This window comes from Providencia sp. wls1922 (assembly GCF_009706505.1).
Taxonomy (GTDB): domain Bacteria; phylum Pseudomonadota; class Gammaproteobacteria; order Enterobacterales; family Enterobacteriaceae; genus Providencia; species Providencia lanzhouensis.
In genome coordinates this window covers 65510-90051 of sequence record NZ_WLUG01000110.1, presented here as the reverse complement: position 1 = coordinate 90051, position 24542 = coordinate 65510, and the positions used below count along the sequence as shown (strand labels likewise).

Here is a 24542-nt window from a genome sequence, read left to right as displayed (position 1 = left end):
GTATTCCAGCCCTTTGTGTTAGCTCAAAAGCGTTCGCCGACCGCCAAGCCTACGATGCTGCACTGTTAGAAGCTATCGAGCAGTATCAACCGGATTTAGTGGTCTTGGCGGGGTTCATGCGTATTTTAACCCCTGAGTTTGTGAAACATTTCACAGGAAAAATGCTGAATATCCACCCTTCTTTACTGCCTAAATATCCGGGGTTACATACTCATCGACGCGCACTTGAGAACGGCGATAAAGAACACGGCACTTCCGTGCATTTTGTCACTGAAGAGCTCGATGGCGGTCCGATTATTTTACAGGGACATGTGCCGGTTTTACCGCAAGATACTGAAGACGATTTGGTTGAACGCGTTAAACTCCAAGAGCACCTGATTTATCCTCAAGTTATTGCGTGGTTTGTTTCGGGTCGCCTCGTGATGCAAGACGGTAAAGCCCTGCTTGATGGCCAGCCGCTATCAGCGACAGGTTATCAAGCAAATTAATGCGCAGTTAGGTAAGTTTAAATGTATTCGCTCAGATTTGGTTGGCAGGTCTGAGCGAGTAATACAATCTCAGCCATTTGCCCTTTGTAAGAAATGTTTTGTCAGGCAACCCGAGAAGTAGTTTTGATCGGAAAGCGGGCGTCAGTGTGAAATAAACAGACACCCGATAATATTAATTCGAGAAATTATTTCACTCGTTTCCCTGTTTCATCTATAACCCTTTCACCATCCTCTTTAGTAAAAGAACCTTTCTGAGCTTCAGGTAGAATATCCAGCACAACTTCTGAGGGACGACAAAGACGTGTACCAAGCGACGTAATTACAATTGGTCGATTAATCAGAATAGGATGCTGAAGCATAAAATCAATCAACTGCTCATCAGAGAATTTGTCTTCATCAAGACCCAATTTCTCATAAGGTTCAACGTTTTTACGCAGCAATGCACGCACAGAAATTTCCATATCTGAAATTAGTTTAATAAGTTCATCGCGGGTTGGCGGCGCATCAAGATAGTAAATAATCGTTGGTTCATTACCGCTGTTACGTATCATCTCTAGTGTATTACGTGAAGTGCCGCAGGCTGGATTGTGATAAATAGTAATGTTGCTCATATCAATATCTCATTACAAAGTGATAGATAGCCGCCACGCTAGCGCGACCAGAGTAAAAAATAACACTGGTAGGGTCATGATAATGCCGGTACGGAAATAATACCCCCACGTGATTGTCATATTTTTCTGAGCCAGTACATGAAGCCATAACAGTGTAGCAAGACTGCCTATCGGGGTAATTTTGGGACCTAAGTCGCAACCAATCACATTGGCGTAAATCATTGCCTCCTTGATGACACCAGTTGCAGCACTCCCGTCTATCGACAGCGCTCCAATCAGCACCGTCGGCATATTATTCATCATCGACGATAAGAAGGCGGTCAGGAAGCCAGTACCGAATGTCGCAGCCCATAAGCCTTTATCCGCCAGTATATTGAGTACGGAAGAAAGATAGTCAGTGAGTCCAGCATTACGTAGACCATAGACAACCAAATACATACCCAGAGAAAAAATCACGATCTGCCAAGGCGCACCACGAAGCACTTTCCCAGTATTAATGGCATCTCCCCTCTTGGCTACCACTAGCAATACCACTGCGCCAATAGCTGCTATCGCGCTGACAGGGATCCCCAGTGGCTCCAGAACAAAAAAACCAACTAGCAGGAACAGCAGAACAACCCAGCCAGCCCTAAACGTTGCAGGATCCTTAATCGCACTACTAGGAATTCTCAGCAAGGAAACGTCATATCTGGCAGGGATATCACGACGAAAGAAGAGATGCAGCATAACCAGCGTGGCAGCAATAGCCGCCAAATTCACAGGAACCATCACGGAAGCATACTGCGTAAAGCCCAGACCGAAGAAATCTGCTGAAACAATATTGACTAGGTTAGAGACAATCAGAGGTAAGCTAGCGGTATCAGCGATGAATCCTGCCGCCATGACAAATGCCAGTGTTGTTCCCTGACTGAACCCCAGAGCGAGTAACATTGCAATCACAATCGGTGTTAATATCAATGCAGCACCATCGTTTGCAAACAGTGCAGCAACCGCGGCGCCAAGCAGAACAATCCAGGTAAACAGCAGACGACCGCGCCCGTTTCCCCAGCGGGAAACATGCAATGCAGCCCATTCAAAGAAACCAGATTCATCTAGCAGCAAGCTGATGATGATGATCGCAATGAATGCTGCTGTAGCATTCCAGACGATATGCCAGACGACGGGAATATCATCAAATTGGATCACCCCCGTTCCCAAAGCAAGCACAGCTCCAATACTTGCACTCCAGCCAATACTGAGTCCTCTTGGTTGCCAGATGACTAGAACCAACGTCAGTATAAAGATGCTTCCAGCAAGAAACATTTCCAGACTCCTTTATATATGTTTATGCGCATATAATTAAACTTATCAGCAAGACGTACATACGGATTTTTTCAAGCGTTCACGTATATCATCGCGCAAGCAGTGCCATGCCGTCGTTATTGTTTCACTCGCCCATGCGGGAATGTGAGGTGAGAGACGATAGTGAATCCATTTACCTTCTCGACGATCTAGCACCAGCCCAGCCTCACGCAGGATAGCCATATGGCGAGAAATTTTAGGCTGTGATTCAGTAGTAACCACACATATATCGCATACGCACAGTTCACCCGATTCCCGGAGAAGCATAACAATGGTGAGACGAGTTTCATCCGATAAGATTTTAAAAAGCTGAACAGGTTGTAGCATTGTTTACTCCGTTTAGCACACCAAACACATATGGTATACCATATGTGTTTATTTTGAAACCATCAAAACATCTCGTAGGCGCAAACGTAATTATGGCTTGGTTCTGCGCATAAAGTGAGCACGTAAAGCGAATGACAAGACCTTGCTTTTCAACCCCCTGAAAATACGATGGTATTGTCTGATCGATACATGAAACGATAATGTGGAAAAATCAAATACACCTTTAAAGAAAACCGACTTAATTTAGCGTTTTTATTTCTATAACCTATAAAGACTACAGAAACTCAACCGGGTAATAAAAATTCGGTATATTTTTTATTGTGCGTTAATAAGAACGCGGAGAGAAAATGATTCTAATCTTTACTATGTTTATGTTTTCCTTAACGATGTCAATTTCACCAGGTCCTGTCAATATGGTCATTGTCTCTTCAGCGGCAAGCCATGGCGTTAGAAGAACTCTCCCATTTGTTTCAGGCGCCACAATCGGATTTACGTTATTGCTTATATTTATCGGATTTGGTTTCTACACAGTCATCGATAAGCATCCACTGTTCCTCAAATACCTCAATATTACTGGATCAGCGTTTATAATATATATCGGTTATAAAATTGCCTCATCTCAGCCTGAGTTAACTTTGAATAAAGTTGATATCCCAAGTTTTACCCACGGTTTTTTGCTTCAATGGCTCAATCCAAAAGCTTGGATAGCTTGCGCTTCAGGGATTGCCTTGTTCTCTGAACCATCAACGCAAACTACACTAATAACCTTTATCATGATCTACTTTCTCGTGTGTTATTTCTCGTTGACTGCATGGGCTATTCTTGGGGATAAAGTTTCAATATTACTGAATAGCACCCAGAGAATTCGCATTTTTAATTTTTTGATGGGGGGAACATTAATTATTACAGCATGCTATCTGCTTTATTCCCAATAACTCAAATTGTCAGTTTCCATTAATACGCTAATCATTCAACAATTCAATCAATCCAATTGATGAGACTCAAACGCATTATAAAGCTTATTAATCAATGTGTAAGCAATACTGCTAGTCGATATATTGGGAGGCCAAATTGCATAAACTTTAAGCGGCTCTAATGACCACTCAGGGAGTACCTCTTGCATCTCTTCACGTTTAATGTCTCCTCTGCAGAGATAGAGGGGAGGTGCGGTTAGACCCACTTGCTGTTTTGCAAGGGCGTAGGCAGCCTCAACATTATCGACATTAACAGTTGGTGTGTACTTAATTAAAGCTACCTCCCCATTTTTGTGCTTAAATTCTCGAATACTCTGCCGCATAGTTAAACCAATCCAAGGCATTTTTTCTAAGTCCTTAGGATGGTTTACTGGCTTGTAATTTCTGAGAAATCGCTTAGATGCTACAACTTGTCTAGGCAATACAAAAAGATGTCGAGATTTGAGTGAACTGTCCGGAAGTTCCCCAATCCGAAATGCAACATCAATACTGTCCGCAATGATGTCTTTGCGTGTATCACTATAAGAAATATTCAGGCAAACATCTGAATATTCTTTTATAAAATCGGCAAGATGATGAGTAAAATCACTATTTAGAAAAACAGCGGGAATAGAAATATTCAACTTATTTGTTGTTGAAATGGCACGTTGCTTAAACTCAATAAATCCCTTTTCATACAACTCAAGCATGGAATTTGCTGTCTCAAGTAATTTGGCACCATCATGAGTTAGAGAGAGTTTTCGGGTATTTCGATATAACAATGCACTTCCAAGGTTTTTCTCAAGTTTAGATAAATGAGTACTTGCCGTTGCAGTAGTGAGCCCTAAAGCGTCTGCCCCTCCTGAAATTGAGCCTGACTCCACAATTTTTGCAAAAACAATCAGGTAACGGATATCATCTATCATTTATATACCTATGGACATGAATAAACTCTCAATTTGATATTCATCATACTATCGTATTCTACACCTAATTCGAAATGGCTATATTTTTATAAATAACACCAAAGCCTATCCTCTGAGAGCGATTCATCAACGCCCACTCATGGTACAAAGCGACCACACTGACTAGATTAATATCACAATCATCTCAGTGTACCGCTAACTACATGCTAATCACTCCCACTTAAACAAACTAATCTTCGACAAACTCACCCTCTCCCTGCTTTCTGTCATTATTTTATTGCAAATAAGTGGTATCCTTATAACAGCGCTAAGTAATTAATTTTCTAGTTGATACTTTCGCCATAAATAGTTTTATAATTAACAACAATCGAGGTGTTTTATGACGACCGGGCAAGCTCATCTGTTTAAGTTGCGCCCACTTGAGCGTGAAGATTTAGCTTTTATCCACCAGCTGGACAATAACGCCAACATTATGCGTTATTGGTTCGAAGAGCCTTATGAGGCATTCGTTGAGCTCAGTGATCTTTACGATAAGCATATTCATGACCAATCCGAACGCCGCTTTATTGTCGAATCTGACAGTGAAAAAGTCGGTTTAGTTGAGCTGGTTGAAATTGATTATGTTCACCGTCGTTCTGAATTCCAGATTATTATTGCACCCCGCTATCAAGGCAAAGGGTATGCAAGCCGCGCTGCAAAACTGGCCATGGACTACGCCTTTTCAGTGCTCAATTTGTACAAACTTTATCTGATAGTCGATAAAGAAAATGTCAAAGCTATCCATATTTATAATAAACTCGGCTTCCACACAGAAGGCGAGCTGATTGATGAATTTTTTGTTAATGGTCGCTACCACACCGCAATCCGTATGTGTGTGTTCCAGCACCAATATTTTGCAATGAAACAGCAGTCTGAAAACGCGTAAATAACGCAATAGAAGTCAAAGGTGATAATCGGTTTTTATCAGCATTAACCAGTCGAATACGGAGCAACAATGTCCCAAGAACGCCTCTATCATGAAAAAGAGCTCAGCTGGCTCTCTTTTAACGAACGAGTTCTCCAAGAAGCCGCGGATAAGCGGAACCCTCTTATAGAACGAATGCGTTTTTTGGGCATTTACTCCAATAACTTAGATGAGTTCTATAAAGTCCGTTTTGCGGATGTAAAACGTCGCATCTTAATCAATGAAGAGCGCGGTTCCGCCAGCGGTGCACGTCATCTACTCAAACGCATTCAATCTAAAGTGGCCAAACAAGAGCAAGAGTTCGACGTTCTCTACAACGACCTGCTCCTTGAAATGGCACGCAACCAAATATTCTTAATTAACGAGCGTCAAATTTCACCTCGTCAGCAAATTTGGTTACGCCAATATTTTCGCCAAAATTTACGCCAACATATCACGCCAATTTTAATTAATCGTGATACTAACTTAGTGGAATTTCTGAAAGACGATTACACCTACCTTGCCGTTGAAATTATTAATGGTGCTGAAGTGCAATACGCTTTATTAGAAATCCCATCGGATAAAGTTCCGCGTTTTGTTAATCTCCCGCCAGAGATGCCAAAGCGCCGCAAGTCAATGATTTTGATTGATAATATCCTTCGCTATACTCTCGATGAAATTTTCAAAGGCTTCTTTGATTACGACAAACTCAACGCCTACTCCATGAAAATGACCCGGGATGCGGAATATGATATCGCCACGGAGATGGAGTCTAGCCTGCTGGAAATTATGTCATCCACGTTAAAACAGCGCTTAACGGCTGAGCCTGTTCGCTTTGTTTATCAACGTGATATGCCCGATGAAATGGTCGCGCTGCTACGAGAAAAACTGGGGTTATCAAGTGATGACTCGGTGATTGCGGGGGGGCGTTACCATAACTTTAAAGATTTTATTAACTTCCCAAATGAAGGAAATAAAAACTTACTCAACAAACCGCTACCGCGCTTACGTCACCGTTGGTTTGATAATTTCCGTAACGGATTTGATGCCATTCGCGAACGCGATGTGTTGCTCTACTACCCGTATTACACCTTTGAGCACACATTAGAATTGCTGCGCCAAGCGTCGTTTGACCCGAATGTGTTATCCATCAAAATCAATATTTACCGTGTGGCAAAAGACTCACGCATCATCGACTCGGTGATCCACGCCGCCCACAACGGTAAAAAAGTCACCGTGGTAGTGGAGCTGCAAGCGCGTTTTGATGAAGCCGCCAATATTCACTGGGCAAAACGCCTGACTGAAGCGGGTGTCCACGTTATCTTCTCCGCGCCAGGGCTTAAAATTCACGCCAAGTTATTTATTATCTCCCGCATGGAAGAAGGACAAATTGTTCGCTATGCCCATATCGGTACGGGTAACTTTAACGAAAAAACCGCTCGTCTCTACACCGATTACTCATTACTCACCTGTAATGAGCAAATCACCAATGAAGTGCGCCGAGTATTTAGCTTTATTGAAAACCCGTATCGCCCTGTAACTTTCGATAATTTGATGGTATCTCCGCAAAATACACGCACCAAAATCACTGAATTAATTGACCAAGAAATTGCGAATGCTGAAGCTGGGTTGCCTAGCGGCATCACGCTGAAAATTAATAATTTAGTCGATAAAGAATTGACCGATAAGCTCTATGATGCTTCTAATGCAGGCGTTAAAATTCGCTTGCTAGTGCGTGGTATGTGTTCACTTGTTTCAGGGCAACAAGGCTATAGCGAGAATATCCAGGTCACCAGTGTGGTGGACCGATTCTTAGAGCATGACCGAGTTTATGTCTTTACCAACGGCGGTGACGAAAAAGTCTTTATCTCCTCAGCCGATTGGATGACCCGCAACATCGACTACCGTATCGAGGTGGCTGTTCGTTTGCTGGATCCGCGACTTAAACAGTTGGTTTTAGATATCCTCGAATTACAGTTCAGTGATACCGTCAAAGCCCGCTTTGTTGACAAAGAACTCAGTAATCATTATGTTCCCCGCGGCAATAAGCGCAAAATTCGCGCTCAATTAGCTGTTTATGAATTTTTAAAAGCACTCGAAATGCCTGAAAGAAGAGCTTGATACTATGCCAATTGCCAGTTCATCTACCCCAAGACCACAAGAAATTGCCGCAATTGACTTGGGTTCAAACAGTTTTCATATGGTTATTGCGCGTATTGTCAATGGAGCACTACAAGTTCTAACCCGTTTAAAAAAACGTGTTCATCTTGCTGATGGGCTGAGTGATACCAACGAACTCAGTGAAGAAGCCATGGAGCGCGGCTTAGCGTGTTTATCGCTATTTGCTGAGCGTCTACAAGGTTTCACGCCTGATAACGTCTGTATCGTCGGTACCCATTCATTACGAGTCGCCACCAACGTTGAAGAATTTCTACGCCGAGCCAAAGCCATTATCCCCTACCCGATTGAGATTATTTCAGGACAAGAGGAGGCTCGCTTGATTTTTATGGGCGTTGAGCACACGCAGCCGGAAAAAGGACGCAAACTGGTTATCGATATTGGCGGTGGATCTACGGAGCTGGTGATCGGTGAAAAATTTGAGCCGATTTTAATTGAAAGCCGCCGTATGGGCTGCGTTAGCTTCGCGCGTCACTATTTCCCTAATGAAACGATTTCCCCAGATAATTTTAATCGCGCTTATTTAGCCGCCTGCTTAAAATTGGAAAGCACCGCTACCCTGTTTAAGAAGCAAGTTTGGGACGTCGCAATGGGAGCATCCGGCACCATTAAAGCGGCACATGCGGTGATTGTAGAGATGGGCGAGCGTGATGGCATTATTACCCGTGAGCGCCTCGAAAAAATCAAACAAATAGCATTGAAGTACAAAACGTTTAAATCACTAGAAATTCCGGGACTTTCTTCTGATCGTAAACAAGTTTTTGTGCCAGGTTTAGCTATCTTAATTGCGGTCTTTGATTCCCTCGACATCAAAGAATTACGCCTCTCAGATGGCGCCTTGCGTGAAGGTGTTCTCTATGAGATGGAAGGTCGCTTTCGCCACCAAGATATTCGTCAACGCACCGCATTAAGCCTTGCCGAACACTATAATATCGACCGAGAACAAGCTAAACGGGTTTTGAAAACCATGGAAGAGCTGTATTATCAGTGGCGCCAGCAGAACCCTAAACAGGCCAACCCGCAATTAGAATCCATTTTAATTTGGGCGGTTATGCTGCACGAAGTGGGATTAAGTATTAACCATAGTGGCATGCATCGCCACTCCGCTTATATCTTACAAAACACCAACTTACCAGGATTTAGCCAAGAGCAACAATTGCTATTAGCGACATTGGTTCGTAATCATCGTCGTGCCATTAAATACGATGAAATACCTAAATTTAACTTATTTAAACGCAAGCAATTTATGCCGTTGATACAGATTTTGCGCTTATCTATCTTATTGAATAATCAGCGCCAATCGACAACGACGCCTTCAACTATGCGCATTGAAACTGACGATGGTCATTGGACACTTTTCTTACCTGCGCAGTATCTCGCCCACAATGCGTTAATGCTGCTTGACCTTGAAAAAGAGAGTGCCTACTGGGAAGAGGTTCCAGGCTGGAAACTCACCATTTGCGCAGAAAATGAGCCATAGGCTTATATGACTCAAAAATGAATATGATTTAGAAAATAGAAATAAAAAATAATGATTTGCGGTCAGTGTTGTTTTGTTCTTCTTATTCGAAATATGAACAGATTTGATATTTTTTTGGGATCAGCGACAATACTGGGTAGAAGTTTCGTCACCTCGCAGGCGAATTAATTTAAAGCGCTTCGGCGCCGAATGGTTTAAGGATTAACATGTCACAAACTGCTTTTTCAACTGATGCGGCACCAATAATCAATCCGCATTCACAAAGACTGGCGTACATCCGCCAGCAAATACTGACGTTATTCATGGAAGACGAAGAGTTTGTTCACGCTCTTGTCGAGAAAGACCAACACGTCAGTATGGATGATAAAGCATTTAGTGAAAAAATTAGCACTGTTAAAGAACTGCTTGTTGACCTCCACACCGCGGATATCGCCGATATCCTTGAAATGCTACCGTACGACGAGCGTCTCGCACTTTGGCGCTTAGTCGACAACAACGAACGCGGTGAAGTATTGGTTGAGGCCTCTGTCTCTGTTTGGGACAGCCTGATTAAAGATATGTCAGACCGAGAACTGCTGCGAGCGGTTGCTGGCTTACATGTGGACGAACAAGCGTATATCGCCGAGCACTTGCCCCGCGATACGATGCGCCGTCTCCTTACCTACTTAGACCCAAGCTTACGCAGCCGTATTCGTGAAGTTCTCCAATACGCCAAAGACAGCGTTGGGCAAATGATGGATTTCGAATTCGTCACCGTGCGTTCCAATGTCACCCTAAAAACAGTACAACGCTATCTACGCCAACGGGGAAAAATTCCAGAAGCAACGGATAAAATTTTCGTTGTCGATAAAGATAATTATCTGCAAGGTGAATTACCCCTGACCACCATTTTGATTCAAGCACCAGAACGTATTGTTGCCGACGTGATGAAAACCGATACCGTTACCTTCTTACCCGATGAAAAAGGTGAAGATGCGGCAAGCGCGTTCGAACGTTATGACTTAATTTCTGCCGCCGTTGTAGACAGCAATGGTTTACTGATGGGGCGCCTAACCGTTGAAGACATCGTTGATAATATCAGCGAAGAAAACGACAACAGCATCCGCCGTATGGGGGGGTTAAGCCCTGAAGAGGACGTATTCGCCCCTGTTGGTCAAGCGGTTAAAACCCGTTGGACATGGCTTGCCATTAACCTGTGTACCGCGTTTGTGGCTTCCCGCGTTATCGGGGTGTTCGAAGATACCATTTCACAGTTAGTTGCCCTCGCAACATTAATGCCAATCGTGGCAGGTATTGGTGGTAATACCGGTAACCAGACTATTACGATGATTGTCCGCGCCATTGCGCTACACCAAATTCAGAACGGTAGCTTCTCCTTCCTCATGATAAGAGAGCTCGGAGTCGCCTTTATTAACGGGGTGGTTTGGGGTGGTATTATGGGCGTCGTCACCTACCTTCTCTATGGGGATCTCGCCATGGGCGCTGTGATGACCCTTGCGATGGTGCTCAACCTCTTGATGGCTGCCATCATGGGTGTTCTGATCCCATTAATTATGATTAAGATGGGTAAAGATCCTGCTATCGGCTCTAGCGTGATGATCACCGCAATCACTGATACTGGTGGTTTCTTTATCTTCTTAGGGTTAGCAACCCTATTCTTAGTTTAACTAACTACCCGCGTACTTTGCCTTAAGCTAGGTATGCGGGTTTATAAAAACCTGCCATTTCCTGCAAAACCTCCTAATTCTACTAAAATAGAAATCACTGACAGATCATATCCGCGAGTATTATTTATTTAAATAGCCTTATCCCCTGCAAGTTAATTATATTATTTTATTTATCCCCGTTATTCATTCTATTTAATTTCACACTTAATAAATGAGTACCATTATATTTATTGTATTTTTTCCCATTATTTTGCACCTAAAAATATACAATCGTCTGTAATTGCTCGTTTATTAATATCATATCGTGACATTCAATTGTCATTTGGAGTAGTAATTTTACCTTTTCAAACTAAACAGAATATTACGCTTGTTTTTAAGGTGGCAGTTTACAGAATATGAAACTTTCTGCTATAAATGAACTCACGTTAGAGATACAGAGTATTACCTTGGTTTATTTTCCCTCGTTTTATCTCTCATATCCTTTGCCAAATAATATTAATTACTTCGCTATTTAACGTACCTATTATTACAAATAACCTCATCGCGCTAATATTGAATTGTTGTGTATTTAGAAGGACAGAATTATGACATCGCAAACAACCAGCCAGCCTGCGGCCAGACCGTTAGGCAAAGAAGATTATAAAACATTGGGCTTATCCTCTTTAGGTGGCACTTTAGAATTTTATGATTTCGTTATTTTCGTTTTTTACGCGAAAATTATCTCCCAGCTATTTTTCCCGGGCGATAATGAATTTCTCGCATTAATGGCGACGCTGGGTCTGTTTGCTGCGGGTTATCTTGCTCGCCCATTGGGCGGCATTATTATGGCCCACTTTGGCGATAAAATCGGTCGTAAGAAAATGTTTACCTTAAGTATTTTCTTGATGGCATTCCCAACTTTTATTATTGGTTTCTTGCCAACATTTGAGACCATTGGCGCCGCTGCACCACTGTTACTGTTATTAATGCGTATCATGCAAGGCGCTGCTATTGGCGGTGAAATGCCTGGTGCATGGGTGTTTATTGCCGAACATACACCGAAACAGCGTTATGGTTTAGGCGTGGGAACATTAACCTCAGGGATCACTGGCGGGATTTTATTAGGCTCTATCGTCGCTATTATCATTGAGCGTTCTTATACTACCCAAGAAGTGCATGATTTCGCGTGGCGTATTCCGTTTATCTTAGGGGGCATTTTTGGTTTTATCTCTGTCTATCTGCGTCGCTTCTTACAAGAGACCCCGATTTTCAAAGAGATGGCCGCTAAGAAAGCATTAACCAAAGAGTTGCCAGTAAAAACCGTGGTTAAATCCCATAAACAAGCTTGCATGATCACTGCAGCACTGACGTGGTCGCTGTCTACCGCTATCGTTGTCACCATTTTGATGACCCCTGACGTGGTATTAAAAGGTATTTATGGCATCGATCGTAATATTGCTTTACAAGCCAACTGCGCAGCAACGTTGACCTTAACCTTAGGCTGTATTTTCTGGGGATGGTTAGGAGATAAAACGGGAACACGTACGTCGATGACATTGTCTTGGGGCGGATTAGCTGTCACAGCTATCTACTTCTATTCATCATTGTCATCCGATATTTCTGCGAATACCTTAACATTTAATTACGCGTTAATGGGCTTCTTCGTAGGAGCGATTGCGACAACGCCAATCATCAGTACTCGCGCGTTTCCACCAGAAATTCGTTTCTCTGGCTTATCCTTTGCGTACAACTTGGCATACGCCGTATTTGGCGGGTTGACCCCAATCTTAACCGGTGCATGGTTACAGCAATCCCATATGGCGCCAGCCTACTATGTGGCGGGGGTTTCCTTGTTAGCTGTTGCTGTAGCGTTTATCCCTCTGTCATACAAAGGTTGGACTCGTACCGCAACAGAGGAACGTAACCCTGCGGCAGCATTAAAAACCAGCGTAACTCAATAAAACGAATGAGAACAATTACTCGCCTGTGGCTGTAAAGTCACAGGCTTTTTTATTTTCTTACGAAAAACCGTGCTTTTATCCATAGTTCTTTTCCATTTTTTCATATTTCCTCCATTTTCTTTTGTTCCCCTCAGGCTAAACTATTAAAATACGCAACTGATTAATTTTTAATATATACCTTATTATATTCAGTTAAATTTATTGGAATGGTTCCTAACTGATTTTACTCAACCTTGAGTTAAGCGAATTACCCACCATGACGACACAGAAACGCCGTACAATTTTGACTCGCTCTGCCCTGTTTGTTGCTCTGTTAGCTGCGGCTGGCGCAACCTGGTATGTCTACCATAAAAATAACCAAAATGAAGTACCAACCACAGCCAGTGCAACTCAAGATGGACAAGGGAAAAAAGCAGGTGGAAGACCAATGCGCCCACTTGCACCCGTTCAATTTGCCACTGCCCAAGAAAAAGTCGTTCCGCGCTTCCTATCCGGTTTAGGTACTGTACAGGCTGCTAACATGGTGACGGTCACTAGCCGAGTTGAAGGTCAATTAATGAATATCTACTTCACCGAAGGGCAATCCGTTAAAGCGGGTGATTTACTCGCGCAAATTGACCCACGTCCTTTTGAAGTGCAACTTGCTCAAGCGGAAGGTCAATTAGCTAAAGATAAAGCGACTTTAGCCAATGCTCGATTAGACCTGACCCGCTACCAAAAACTGGCGGGAACCAAAGTCATCTCCCAACAAGAGCTGGATAACCAGCGGGCTACTGTGTTACAAGCCGAGGGTAGCATCAAAGTTGACCAAGCCGCGGTTGATAACGCCAAGCTGCAACTCACCTACAGTAAAATTACCGCCCCTATTTCTGGACGCATCGGTTTAAAACAAGTGGATGTGGGTAACTTTATCTCTTCAGGGACTTCCACGCCGATTGTGGTGATCACCCAAACACAACCTGCTGACGTTCTATTTGCTTTACCTGAAGGCGACATTCCTGCAATCCAGCAAGCACAAGCAGCAGGAAATAAAGTCCTGATTGAAGCGTGGGATCGTAATAACATTGCTATGATTGCGCGCGGTGAATTACTGAGTACCGATAACCAAATTGATCCAGCAACCGGTACACTGAAAATCAAAGCACGCTTTACTAACGAAGAGCAAAAACTGTTCCCGAACCAGTTTGTGAACGTCAAAATGCAGGTAGAGACCTTACAAAATGCTGTCGTGATCCCAACTGCTGCCCTGCAAATGGGCAATGAAGGTCACTATGTTTGGGTACTAAGCGATGATGATACCGTGACGAAACACCTTGTGACGGTGGGCATTCAAGACAGCCAACAAGTCGTGATTGAAAGCGGTTTATCCGCCAATACAAAAGTCATTACCGATGGCGTCGATAAGCTAACAGACGGCGCGAAAGTTGAAGTGGTCAACGCTTCAACCCTTGAAAAGAAACCCGCTTCCGCTGAGAAAAAACCTCGCAATAGCGCGGAGAAAGCCTAATGCAGCCGGATACTCATAAAGGCGGTGGCCCATCCCGTCTCTTCATTCTGCGCCCTGTTGCAACCACCTTATTTATGGTGGCGATTTTGCTCGCGGGGATCATCGGTTATCGGTTTTTACCTGTATCAGCATTACCGGAAGTTGACTACCCAACCATTCAGGTGGTGACCTTATATCCTGGTGCCAGCCCTGATGTAATGACATCGGCTATCACTGCACCGCTAGAAACTCAATTTGGTCAAATGTCTGGTTTGCAACAGATGTCATCTCGCAGCTCTGGCGGTGCGTCGGTGATCACCTTAATGTTCCAGCTCTCTTTGCCTCTCGATGTGGCAGAGCAAGAGGTTCAAGCAGCGATTAACTCTGCCACTAGCTTGCTGCCCTCCGATTTACCGTATCCACCGATTTACAACAAAGTAAACCCTGCGGATCCGCCCGTTTTAACGCTCGCCGTCACCTCCAATGCGATGCCGTTAACGCAGGTACAAGATATTATTGAAACCCGCGTGGCGCAGAAAATTTCCCAAGTGACTGGGGTCGGCTTAGTCACCTTAGCGGGGGGACAACGCCCTGCTGTGCGCGTCAATCTTAATCCGCAAGCCATGGCGGCAAAAGGATTAGACAGCGAAACCATTCGCACCGCTATCAATAATGCCAACGTCAACTCTGCAAAAGGGAGTTTTGATGGTCCAACCCGCTCTGTAACGTTATCTGCCAATGACCAGATGAAATCCCTTGAGGATTACCGCAAGTTGATTGTGGCTTTCCAAAATGGCGCCCCTGTTCGTTTGGGAGATATTGCCACCATTGAACAAGGCGCTGAGAACGCCTATCTCGGTGCATGGGCCAATAGCCAACAAGCAATTGTCATTAACGTTCAGCGCCAACCTGGCGCTAACGTGATTAGCACCACGGATACTATCCGCGCGTTGTTGCCTGAATTGATTGAAAGCTTACCAGCATCCGTTAACGTGGATATTTTGACTGACCGTACCAGCACCATTCGCGCCTCTGTTAATGATGTTCAATTCGAATTAATGCTCGCTATCGCCCTCGTGGTGATGGTGATTTACCTATTTCTACGTAATGGTATTGCGACGCTGATCCCCGGCATCGCCGTACCTTTATCGTTAGTTGGCACCTTTGCCGTCATGTATTTTTGTGGTTTTTCCGTCAATAACCTCACCTTGATGGCACTCACCATCGCCACGGGATTCGTGGTGGATGACGCCATCGTGGTGATTGAAAACATTTCTCGCTATCTCGAACAAGGGGATAAGCCGGTTGTTGCCGCCTTAAAAGGCGCAGGAGAAATCGGTTTTACCATTATCTCCCTGACCTTCTCTTTGGTTGCCGTACTGATCCCGCTGCTGTTTATGGGGGATATTGTCGGGCGCCTATTCCGTGAGTTTGCGATTACGTTGGCGGTGGCAATTCTGATCTCTGCGGTGGTATCCCTCACCCTCACCCCAATGATGTGCGCCCGCTTACTCAAACCGGAATCTCAGCATAAACATAACCGCTTTGAAATCGCCTGTGAGCGTTTTTTTGAGTGGATGATTGCGGGTTATGGTGTTTGGCTAAAACGCATTCTTAACCACCAATGGTTAACTCTGTGTGTCGCGCTGGGAACCTTGGTACTTACTGTGCTGCTGTATATGTGGATCCCGAAAGGGTTCTTCCCACTGCAAGATAGCGGAATCATTCAAGGCACAATTGAAAGTCGCCAATCCATTTCGTTTGCCGCGATGTCGAAGAAACAGCAAGAAGTGGCTGGCATTATTCTGGCAGATCCGGCGGTTGAGAACGTTACCACCTATGTGGGTATCGATGGTAACAATGCCACTCTGAATAACGCCCGTATTCAAATCACATTGAAGCCCCTTGATGAACGCGACGATCGTGTTCCTACGATTATTCCTCGCTTACAACAAGCCACCAGCGGCATTGCAGGGGTCAATCTTTACTTGCAACCGTCACAGGATTTAACCATTGATACGCAGGTTTCCCGTACCCCGTATCAATTTACGCTGCAAGCAGGTTCTCTGGATGAGCTCAGCACTTGGGTACCAAAATTGCAGGAAGCCTTAAGTCAGCAACCTGAATTGATTGATGTCAGCAGCGATTGGCAAGACAAAGGTTTAGTGGCGTATGTGAATGTGGATCGGGATACCGCGAGCCGTTTTGGTATTACTATGTCGAATATCGATAACGCTCTGTATAACGCATTTGGTCAGCGTATGATCTCCACCATTTACACCCAAGCTAACCAGTATCGCGTGATTTTAGAGCACAATACCCAAACCCGTGATGGAATGGATGCGCTCAATGATATTCGCTTGAAAGGTACTGATGGCGCCATTGTTCCACTAAATACCCTTGTGAATATTCAAGAAGGCTATGGACCTTTGGCGATTAATCACCTTGATCAATTCCCGTCAGTCACGTTCTCTTTTGATGTAGCGGGAGATTCTTCATTAGAAGAGGCGGTCAATGCGGTGAAACTGGCTGAAAAACAGATAGCGATGCCAAAATCGATAACGACACAATTCCAAGGCGCCACCCTCGCCTTTGAAGCAGCGCTGAGTAGCACCGTTTGGCTGATTTTTGCTGCTATTATCGCCATGTATATCGTGCTGGGTATTCTATACGAAAGCTTTATTCATCCAATCACTATTTTGTCCACTTTGCCGACCGCTGGTGTGGGGGCTCTGCTCGCACTCATGATGGCGGGCAATGAGCTCGATGTTATCGCCATTATCGGGATTATTTTGCTGATCGGGATTGTGAAAAAGAACGCCATTATGATGATTGACTTTGCTCTCGCCGCAGAGCGTGAACAAGGTTTATCCCCGTATGATGCGATCTATCAGGCCTGTTTACTGCGTTTTCGCCCGATCTTGATGACCACCATGGCTGCGTTGCTTGGTGCGCTGCCACTGATGCTCAGTACTGGTGTCGGAGCAGAACTGCGTCAACCACTGGGGGTCTGTATGGTGGGCGGGCTGATCATGAGCCAGATTTTAACTCTGTTCACCACGCCTGTAATTTACCTGATGTTTGACCGTTTAGCCCATCGCTTCAATCGCCGTGAGCACAAGGTACAGGAGTCTTAATGAAACGCTTCTTTGCTTTGTTTATTAGCCGTCCGGTGGCGACCACGTTAATCAGTGTCGCCATTACCCTGTGCGGTGCATTGAGCTTTCTGTTTTTACCTGTGGCGCCATTGCCACAGGTAGACTACCCTGTGATAAGGGTGACAGCGTCACTTCCTGGCGCCTCCCCTGAAACCATGGCATCCTCTATCGCGACACCGCTTGAGCGCTCATTAGGTAGTATTGCTGGGTTAAATGAGATGACCTCGAGCAGTTCGTTAGGGCGAACCTCCATTACCTTAGAGTTTGATTTAACCAAAGATATCAATAATGCCGCGCGGGAAGTACAAGCGGCGTTGAATGCCGCACAAAATTTATTACCTAGCGGCATGCCAAGTCGACCACGTTACTATAAATCAAACCCATCTGACGCGCCGATTATGATTTTAACCCTCACATCAAAAACCTTAAGTACCGGGGAAATGTATGATGTGGCATCCACACGCTTAGCTCAGCGTATCGCGCAAATCGATGGCGTCAGTGAAGTTGCCGTAGGGGGTGGTTCTCTTCCTGCTGTGCGTGTAGAACTCAACCCAACCGCCCTATTTAATCAAGGGGTTTCCCTTGATGCTGTGCGCTCTGCCATCAGTAGTGCCAACGTGCGCCAGCCCCAAGGTTATATTAATAATGACGATAATCGCTACCAAGTCCAGACTAATGACGAACTGAAAAAAGCCGCCGATTACCGTCCGATTATTGTGCATTACAGCAATGGCAATGCCGTCAAACTCAGTGATGTAGCCGTCGTAAAAGATTCCGTCCAAGATGTGCGAGCCGCAGGGATGTCCAGTGGTGAACCGGCGGTTTTGATCATTATTCGCCGCGAAGCGGGTGCCAATATCATTGAAACTGTCAAACGCATTCGCGAAGAACTTCCTGAATTTAAAGATATGATCCCCGCCGCTATTGATTTACAGGTTGCTCAAGACAGAACACCCACAATCAAAGCGTCGCTGGCAGAGGTCGAACGGGCGTTAATGATTGCGATTGCGCTGGTGATCCTCGTCGTATTGCTATTTTTACGTTCAGGGCGTGCCACTTTAATTCCCGCTATTGCGGTACCTGTCTCGTTAATTGGTACCTTTACCGCCATGTATTTATGCGGGTTTAGCCTCAATAACTTGTCATTGATGGCCTTAACTGTCGCCACCGGATTCGTAGTGGATGATGCCATTGTAGTGTTAGAGAACATTTCTCGGCACATTGAAAATGGTCGAAAACCGTTTATCGCGGCGGTTAAAGGGGTTTCTGAGGTTGGCTTTACTGTTGTTTCTATGAGTATTTCTTTAGTGGCAGTGTTTATCCCACTGTTATTGATGGATGGATTAGTTGGGCGATTATTCCGCGAATTTGCTATTACGCTCTCTACTGCCATCGGAATATCATTGATTATCTCGCTGACGTTAACCCCGATGATGTGCGCGCATTTACTGAAAAAACGTGGCTCTGCTAATACCAAGCAACGAGGATTTGGACGCGTTCTTATTCGGTTACAAGAAAGTTACGCCGTCACGTTAAATTGGGTGCTATCTCATCGTCGCAGTGTACTGGCGGTGCTGATTGCGGCAATTGGCTTGAATGTTTATCTGTATATTTCGATCCCTAAAGCCTTTTTCCCTGAGCAAGATACAGGGCGTTTACTGGGATTCGTTCGAGCAGACCAAAGCATCTCATTCCAGTCAATGAAGCAAAAAATGACCAGCTTTATGCAGCAAGTGAAAGCGGATCCTGCCGTGGATAGCGTCACTGGATTTACGGGCGGCAGCCGCGTCAACAGCGGTTCTATGTTTATCTCCTTAAAACCACTGGATGAGCGCAAAGAGAGTGCCAACAGCGTGATTAATCGCTTGCGCATGAAACTGGCGAACGAACCCGGTGCCAACTTATTTATGATGCCCGTTCAAGATATTCGCGTGGGCGGACGCCAATCCGAAGCCAGCTATCAATTCACCCTGTTAGCCGACGAGCTGGATGCATTACGTTCATGGGAGCCCGCTATTCGCCGAGCGCTGGGGGATTTGCCTCAATTAACCGATGTGAACTCTGATAAAGAAGATAAAGGCGCGGAGATGGCATTAACCTATGACCGCGATTTGATGGCGCAACTGGGTATCGATGTGCGTGATGCGAACAACCTGCTCAACAACGCCTTTGGTCAACGTCAAATTTCCACCATTTATGAAGCCATGAACCAATATAAAGTGGTGATGGAAGTGGCACCGGAATATACCCAAGACGTCAGTTCGCTGGATAAAATGTTTGTGGTGAATAAACAGGGAGAAGCTATTCCCCTCTCCTATTTTGCCCGCTGGCAACCCGCCAATGCACCTTTAAGTGTTAACCACCAAGGGTTATCAGCCGCGTCTACTATTTCCTTTAACGTGGCAGACGGTTATACCTTAAACGATGCGATTGTGGCGGTGGAAAAAACCATGACCGCTTTAGGCGTTCCATCGACGGTACGCGGTACTTTCGCAGGAACAGCGCAAGTTTTCCAAGATACCTTAAAATCTCAGTTATTTTTAATCTTAGCGGCGATTGTCACGGTCTATTTGGTACTGGGTATTTTGTATGAAAGTTATATTCACCCACTCACCATTTTATCGACACTGCCATCCGCAGGTGTCGGCGCGTTATTAGCCTTGGAATTATTTGATACGCCATTTAGCCTAATTGCTCTAATCGGCATTATGTTGCTTATCGGGATTGTGATGAAAAACGCCATTATCATGGTAGATTTTGCCCTTCAAGCCCAACGCAATGCGAACTTATCGGCGAAAGAAGCTATTTTACGCGCGAGCCTGCTGCGCTTTAGACCGATTTTAATGACGACCCTTGCCGCGATTTTTGGGGCGCTCCCTTTGATGCTAGGTACAGGTGATGGCGCAGAATTACGCCAACCACTGGGGATCGCAATTGTTGGTGGTTTGGTCATGAGCCAGTTGCTGACGCTATTTACCACCCCAGTGGTGTATCTCAGTTTTGATAGTCTGAGACAGCGGTTTTCACGCAAAGCGCCTTCAATGCAGGAGAAATCCCATGAAGCTTAAACTCTCGAGCCTCAGTACTCGGTTATTTATCGCTATCTTTGCCACCTGTTTGCTGCTGGTTGCTATCATGCATCAAGGGGTCAGAATGGGCTTCCAGCATGGTTTTATTGACTATATAAAAGAGAATGACCAGCAACGTGCTGAGTTACTCGCTTTGGCGCTTGCCGAACAATATGAGGAGCGAGAAAGTTGGCGTTTTTTGGCGGTTGATGAGCGGATGTTTTTCCGTATTTTACGCAATGTCGATAATCAGCACCAAGGGCAAGGTCATGGCGGTGGTCATAAGCGAATGCGCGGTATGTTTTGGGTTTATGACACCAAAGACAACCTCATTTGGGGGCGTGACCTCCCCCCACCGGATCAAGTCATCCGCGTGCCAGTTAAAACGAGCCGAGGAGCAACCGTCGGCTGGCTAGTTGCCAGTTATGAAAGTGGTATCAGCAACCAATTAGACCAACGTTTTGATACCCAGCAGATGCACATTAGCTGGGTAATTGCAGGGCTATCTCTGTTCGTGGCGCTGTTAGTAACCCTATTTTTAGCTCGCGGCTTTTTAAAGCCCATCACCCGATTATTGGAAGGTACTCAACAGCTCGCTAAAGGCAATTTCAGCGCACGGATATCTGAGATTGGCCAAGATGAGTTGGGGCAATTGGCAAAAGACTTTAACCATCTCGCCTCGACGTTGGAAAAAAATGAGCAAATGCGCCGCGATTATATGGCGGATATTTCCCATGAATTACGCACCCCGCTCTCCGTTTTACGCGGAGAACTTGAAGCTGTGCAAGACGGCGTACGCCAAGCGACTCCTGAAACCATCAATTCCCTACTCAATGAGACTCAAACACTGATAAAACTGGTCAATGACCTGCATCAGCTTTCGTTATCCGATAGAGGCTCCTTGGTTTATCGTATGGAATCTATCGATATTATCCCGATTATTGAGATGAATTTAGGGCAAGCCAAATGGCGATTGGAAGATAGACAACTAACGTTAGAAACTCACTTTTCCTCCCATTCCCACCTATTTGCTGACCCTGACCGCATCAACCAACTGTTTTATAATTTGATGGAAAACAGCCTGCGCTATACCGATCCTCACGGCAAAATTGCCGTCAACGTGAGCCAACATGACCAACAACTAGTGATCACGTGGGAAGATAGCGCGCCGGGATTAAGTGTTGAAGAGTGCCAGCGTCTGTTTGAGCGATTTTACCGTGTAGAAGTTTCTCGTAACCGTGCGAGTGGCGGCTCAGGTTTGGGACTGGCGATTTGCTATAATATTGTCGAAGCCCATAACGGGACTATTTCTGCTGCCCCCTCTCCACTCGGTGGCGTGAAGATAACCATTCAAATTCCCATTACGACGCAGGAGGAGCAATAGTGTCTTTGCCTGATTCCCCTTTATTGGGAGCCAATAGCGCCCATGTTCTGATTGTTGAAGATGAACCCAAACTTGGACAATTACTGTTTGATTATCTGCAAGCGGCAGGCTATGTTCCCGCCTTGCTGATGCGTGGTGATGAAGTGATCCCCTATGTACAAAAGCACTTTCCTGACCTGATTTTATTAGATTTGATGTTGCCGGGACTCGATGGCATTTCAGTCTGCCGTGAACTGCGTAAATTCAGCGACGTTCCTGTGATTATGGTGACGGCTAAAACGGAAGAAATTGACCGTTTATTAGGGTTAGAAATTGGTGCCGATGACTACGTTTGTAAGCCCTTTAGTCCGCGAGAAGTGGTTGCCCGAGTGAAAACGATTTTGCGCCGTTGCCAAAAAGCCCCTTCGTCTACAGGTAGCCAAGAGACTCAACTGATTATCGATGAAAATGCGTTCCAAGTCCGTTATGGCGATAAATTACTGGAATTAACCCCCGCAGAATTTCGCCTACTAAAGTTTTTGTCTGATAACGCAGGTACGGTGTTTTCTCGGGATCAATTACTGGATATTTTGTATGACGACCATCGCGTGGTCACCGATAGAACCATTGATAGCCACGTCAAAAATTTACGCCGTAAGCTCGAATCGTTGGATGACGAAAAAACCTTTATCCGCTCCATCTATGGTTTAGGCTATCGTTGGGACGACATCTAATTGCTGCCAGCGTTTCTGTAACAAAATTATAACCCTGTTTTTTACATGGGAAATTTGGCATTCCCGTCATTTAGCGTTAAAATCCCCACCCTCGAATTTTTACACCAAGCCATCCGGCTTGGTGCTGACCTGACATCAGACTGAGAACTAACATGTTTACACCAGAATTATTATCCCCAGCAGGTTCCTTGAAGAACATGCGCTATGCTTTCGCTTACGGTGCCGATGCGGTTTACGCTGGCCAACCACGTTATAGCTTACGCGTGCGTAATAACGAATTTAACCATGAGAATCTCGCGAAAGGGATCAACGAAGCCCACGAGCTGGGTAAAAAATTCTATGTGGTCGTCAATATCGCGCCACATAACGCCAAGTTAAAAACCTTTATTCGTGATCTGACTCCCGTGATTGAAATGGGACCCGATGCACTGATTATGTCAGACCCTGGTCTGATTATGATGGTGCGTGAAGCCTTCCCGGAGATGGATATTCACTTGTCGGTTCAGGCTAACGCCGTCAACTGGGCTTCCGTAAAATTCTGGAAACAAATGGGATTAACTCGCGTGATTTTATCCCGCGAATTATCGTTGGAAGAAATCGCTGAAATCCGCCAGCAAGTGCCTGAAATTGAGCTGGAAGTCTTTGTACACGGTGCGCTGTGTATGGCATATTCTGGTCGCTGCCTGCTGTCTGGTTATATTAATAAGCGTGACCCTAACCAAGGCACCTGTACTAACGCGTGTCGCTGGGAATATAAAGTTCAAGAAGGCAAAGAAGACGATGTGGGTAACATCGTGCATGTTCATGAGCCAATCCCCGTTAAAAACGTAGCGCCAACACTCGGTGAAGGTGCTCCAACCGATAAAGTCTACATGATTGAAGAAGCGATGCGTCCGGGCGAATACATGACCGCCTTTGAAGACGAACATGGCACTTACATCATGAACTCAAAAGATTTACGCGCCATCGAACACGTTGAAACACTGACCCAAATGGGCGTTCATTCACTGAAAATCGAAGGTCGTACTAAATCATTCTATTATTGTGCTCGTACAGCCCAAGTATATCGCCGCGCCATTGATGATGCGGTAGCGGGTAAGCCATTTGACCCAACCCTGCTTTCTACCCTTGAAGGATTAGCACACCGTGGTTATACCGAAGGTTTCTTACGTCGTCACACCCATGATGCCTACCAAACCTATGAATATGGCTATTCCGTTTCGGATACCCAGCAATTTGTCGGTGAATTCACAGGCAACCGAGTGAATGGCTTAGCGGAAGTCGATGTGAAAAACAAATTTAGCGTCGGTGACAGCTTAGAGTTAATGACACCGTCAGGTAATATCGTCTTTACTCTGGATGCATTAACTAACCGCAAAGGTGAATCTATTGAAGTTGCTCCAGGTAATGGACATGTAGTTTATCTGCCAATTCCTGAAGATGTGGATGTGAATTTTGGTTTGTTGATCCGCAATCTTGCAGGAACGACTACTCGGGATCCGCACCAAGCCCAAGAAGAAAAAGCGTAAAAGCAGAAAAAGCGTAAACTGACTAAGCATTCCATCGCTTATTACTAAACACGTTTTACTAAATAGAAGCCCATGGTCGATGACTATGGGTTTTTTCTTAGGTATTCGTGTAAAAAACGGCCATTTTATGCTTTATTTTAGTTGAGAATCATTCTCGTTATTGACAGTTTCGTTAAAAAGTGCACTCAATATCCAAATTTATGCAACAGATCACATCAATTGGTTATTCTATATCGTATAGTCACTGTCGAAAACGAAGAACTAGAAAGTCATAAATTAAGACTAGGAACCACCTCCTTGGCTGGCTCAATCTCCCTTGAGCTAGCCATTTCTTTTTTCTAGTCCCTCAA

Annotated in this window: 16 protein-coding genes and 1 pseudogene; 13 read left to right on the top strand and 4 right to left on the bottom strand. The window is 44.9% G+C overall.

What is annotated here, in order from left to right; genetic code table 11:
• Positions 1-488, top strand: a 488-nt coding sequence (gene purN / locus GKR71_RS16715; RefSeq protein ID WP_154634602.1) for a phosphoribosylglycinamide formyltransferase, incomplete at its 5' end; no start/stop codon positions are given.
• A 185-nt stretch (positions 489-673) separates the two neighbouring features.
• Here the strand turns inward: purN and arsC are convergent.
• The 3 genes from arsC to GKR71_RS16700 are packed head-to-tail and all read right to left on the bottom strand — an operon-like array spanning position 674 to position 2767.
• Positions 674-1099: a glutaredoxin-dependent arsenate reductase gene (gene arsC, locus GKR71_RS16710; RefSeq protein ID WP_154599195.1), complete on the bottom strand. Its 426-nt coding sequence runs from the start codon at positions 1097-1099 to the stop codon at positions 674-676.
• Positions 1100-1111: 12 nt separating this feature from the next.
• Positions 1112-2401 (bottom strand): arsenic transporter, encoded by a 1290-nt coding sequence (locus GKR71_RS16705; protein WP_108478033.1) that lies wholly within the window; start codon positions 2399-2401, stop codon positions 1112-1114.
• A 45-nt stretch (positions 2402-2446) separates the two neighbouring features.
• A complete protein-coding gene (locus GKR71_RS16700; RefSeq protein WP_108478032.1) occupies positions 2447-2767 on the bottom strand; it encodes a metalloregulator ArsR/SmtB family transcription factor in 321 nt (106 codons plus the stop codon).
• 347 nt (positions 2768-3114) lie between these two features.
• Here GKR71_RS16700 and GKR71_RS16695 point away from each other — a divergent pair, with 347 nt between their 5' ends.
• Positions 3115-3702, top strand: a complete 588-nt coding sequence (locus GKR71_RS16695) for a LysE family translocator (protein WP_036953212.1) — start codon at positions 3115-3117, stop codon at positions 3700-3702.
• Between the two features lie 47 nt (positions 3703-3749).
• Here GKR71_RS16695 and GKR71_RS16690 read toward each other — a convergent pair whose 3' ends face one another.
• Positions 3750-4646: a LysR family transcriptional regulator gene (locus tag GKR71_RS16690; protein WP_036953210.1), complete on the bottom strand. Its 897-nt coding sequence runs from the start codon at positions 4644-4646 to the stop codon at positions 3750-3752.
• Between the two features lie 379 nt (positions 4647-5025).
• On the opposite strand from GKR71_RS16690, the gene speG reads away from it, so the two are divergent.
• The 11 genes and pseudogenes from speG (at position 5026) to trhP (ending at position 24192) form a co-directional block, all read left to right on the top strand.
• Positions 5026-5571: a spermidine N1-acetyltransferase gene (gene speG, locus GKR71_RS16685; RefSeq protein ID WP_132496064.1), complete on the top strand. Its 546-nt coding sequence runs from the start codon at positions 5026-5028 to the stop codon at positions 5569-5571.
• Positions 5572-5640: 69 nt separating this feature from the next.
• On the top strand, positions 5641-7710 hold the full coding sequence (gene ppk1 / locus GKR71_RS16680) for a polyphosphate kinase 1 (RefSeq protein ID WP_154634601.1): 2070 nt from the start codon (positions 5641-5643) through the stop codon (positions 7708-7710).
• 4 nt (positions 7711-7714) lie between these two features.
• Positions 7715-9247 carry an exopolyphosphatase gene (ppx, locus tag GKR71_RS16675; protein ID WP_036953201.1) on the top strand — a complete coding sequence of 511 codons (1533 nt, stop codon included), beginning with the start codon at positions 7715-7717 and terminating at the stop codon, positions 9245-9247.
• A gap of 386 nt (positions 9248-9633) precedes the next feature.
• Positions 9634-10914: pseudogene (gene mgtE / locus GKR71_RS16670) on the top strand (magnesium transporter); the annotation flags it as partial.
• Positions 10915-11498: 584 nt separating this feature from the next.
• Positions 11499-12854, top strand: coding sequence for an MFS transporter (locus GKR71_RS16665; RefSeq protein WP_036953195.1), 1356 nt, complete (start codon positions 11499-11501; stop codon positions 12852-12854).
• A gap of 256 nt (positions 12855-13110) precedes the next feature.
• Positions 13111-14361, top strand: a complete 1251-nt coding sequence (locus GKR71_RS16660; protein ID WP_108478028.1) for an MdtA/MuxA family multidrug efflux RND transporter periplasmic adaptor subunit — start codon at positions 13111-13113, stop codon at positions 14359-14361.
• Positions 14361-17477 carry an MdtB/MuxB family multidrug efflux RND transporter permease subunit gene (locus GKR71_RS16655; protein ID WP_154609548.1) on the top strand — a complete coding sequence of 1039 codons (3117 nt, stop codon included), beginning with the start codon at positions 14361-14363 and terminating at the stop codon, positions 17475-17477. Before GKR71_RS16660 ends, GKR71_RS16655 begins: the two co-directional genes overlap by 1 nt.
• Positions 17477-20566 carry a multidrug efflux RND transporter permease subunit MdtC gene (gene mdtC, locus GKR71_RS16650; RefSeq protein ID WP_154609549.1) on the top strand — a complete coding sequence of 1030 codons (3090 nt, stop codon included), beginning with the start codon at positions 17477-17479 and terminating at the stop codon, positions 20564-20566. The genes GKR71_RS16655 and mdtC overlap by 1 nt, the downstream gene beginning before the upstream one ends.
• Positions 20556-21950: a two-component system sensor histidine kinase BaeS gene (gene baeS / locus GKR71_RS16645; protein ID WP_036953183.1), complete on the top strand. Its 1395-nt coding sequence runs from the start codon at positions 20556-20558 to the stop codon at positions 21948-21950. Before mdtC ends, baeS begins: the two co-directional genes overlap by 11 nt.
• Positions 21950-22663 (top strand): two-component system response regulator BaeR, encoded by a 714-nt coding sequence (gene baeR, locus GKR71_RS16640; protein ID WP_108478025.1) that lies wholly within the window; start codon positions 21950-21952, stop codon positions 22661-22663. The genes baeS and baeR overlap by 1 nt, the downstream gene beginning before the upstream one ends.
• 152 nt (positions 22664-22815) lie before the next feature.
• Positions 22816-24192, top strand: coding sequence for a prephenate-dependent tRNA uridine(34) hydroxylase TrhP (trhP, locus tag GKR71_RS16635; protein ID WP_036953177.1), 1377 nt, complete (start codon positions 22816-22818; stop codon positions 24190-24192).
• Positions 24193-24542 lie beyond the last annotated feature (350 nt).

Bases quoted from the DNA above. Each gene is read 5' to 3' on its own strand.
- baeS (WP_036953183.1), top strand. From the start codon at position 20,556: ATGAAGCTTAAACTCTCGAGCCTCAGTACTCGGTTATTTATCGCTATC.
- mdtC (WP_154609549.1), top strand. From the start codon at position 17,477: ATGAAACGCTTCTTTGCTTTGTTTATTAGCCGTCCGGTGGCGACCACG.
- ppk1 (WP_154634601.1), top strand. From the start codon at position 5,641: ATGTCCCAAGAACGCCTCTATCATGAAAAAGAGCTCAGCTGGCTCTCT.
- GKR71_RS16700 (WP_108478032.1), bottom strand. From the start codon at position 2,767: ATGCTACAACCTGTTCAGCTTTTTAAAATCTTATCGGATGAAACTCGT.
- arsC (WP_154599195.1), bottom strand. From the start codon at position 1,099: ATGAGCAACATTACTATTTATCACAATCCAGCCTGCGGCACTTCACGT.
- GKR71_RS16705 (WP_108478033.1), bottom strand. From the start codon at position 2,401: ATGTTTCTTGCTGGAAGCATCTTTATACTGACGTTGGTTCTAGTCATC.
- GKR71_RS16695 (WP_036953212.1), top strand. From the start codon at position 3,115: ATGATTCTAATCTTTACTATGTTTATGTTTTCCTTAACGATGTCAATT.
- trhP (WP_036953177.1), top strand. From the start codon at position 22,816: ATGTTTACACCAGAATTATTATCCCCAGCAGGTTCCTTGAAGAACATG.
- GKR71_RS16690 (WP_036953210.1), bottom strand. From the start codon at position 4,646: ATGATAGATGATATCCGTTACCTGATTGTTTTTGCAAAAATTGTGGAG.
- GKR71_RS16660 (WP_108478028.1), top strand. From the start codon at position 13,111: ATGACGACACAGAAACGCCGTACAATTTTGACTCGCTCTGCCCTGTTT.
- ppx (WP_036953201.1), top strand. From the start codon at position 7,715: ATGCCAATTGCCAGTTCATCTACCCCAAGACCACAAGAAATTGCCGCA.
- speG (WP_132496064.1), top strand. From the start codon at position 5,026: ATGACGACCGGGCAAGCTCATCTGTTTAAGTTGCGCCCACTTGAGCGT.
- GKR71_RS16655 (WP_154609548.1), top strand. From the start codon at position 14,361: ATGCAGCCGGATACTCATAAAGGCGGTGGCCCATCCCGTCTCTTCATT.
- GKR71_RS16665 (WP_036953195.1), top strand. From the start codon at position 11,499: ATGACATCGCAAACAACCAGCCAGCCTGCGGCCAGACCGTTAGGCAAA.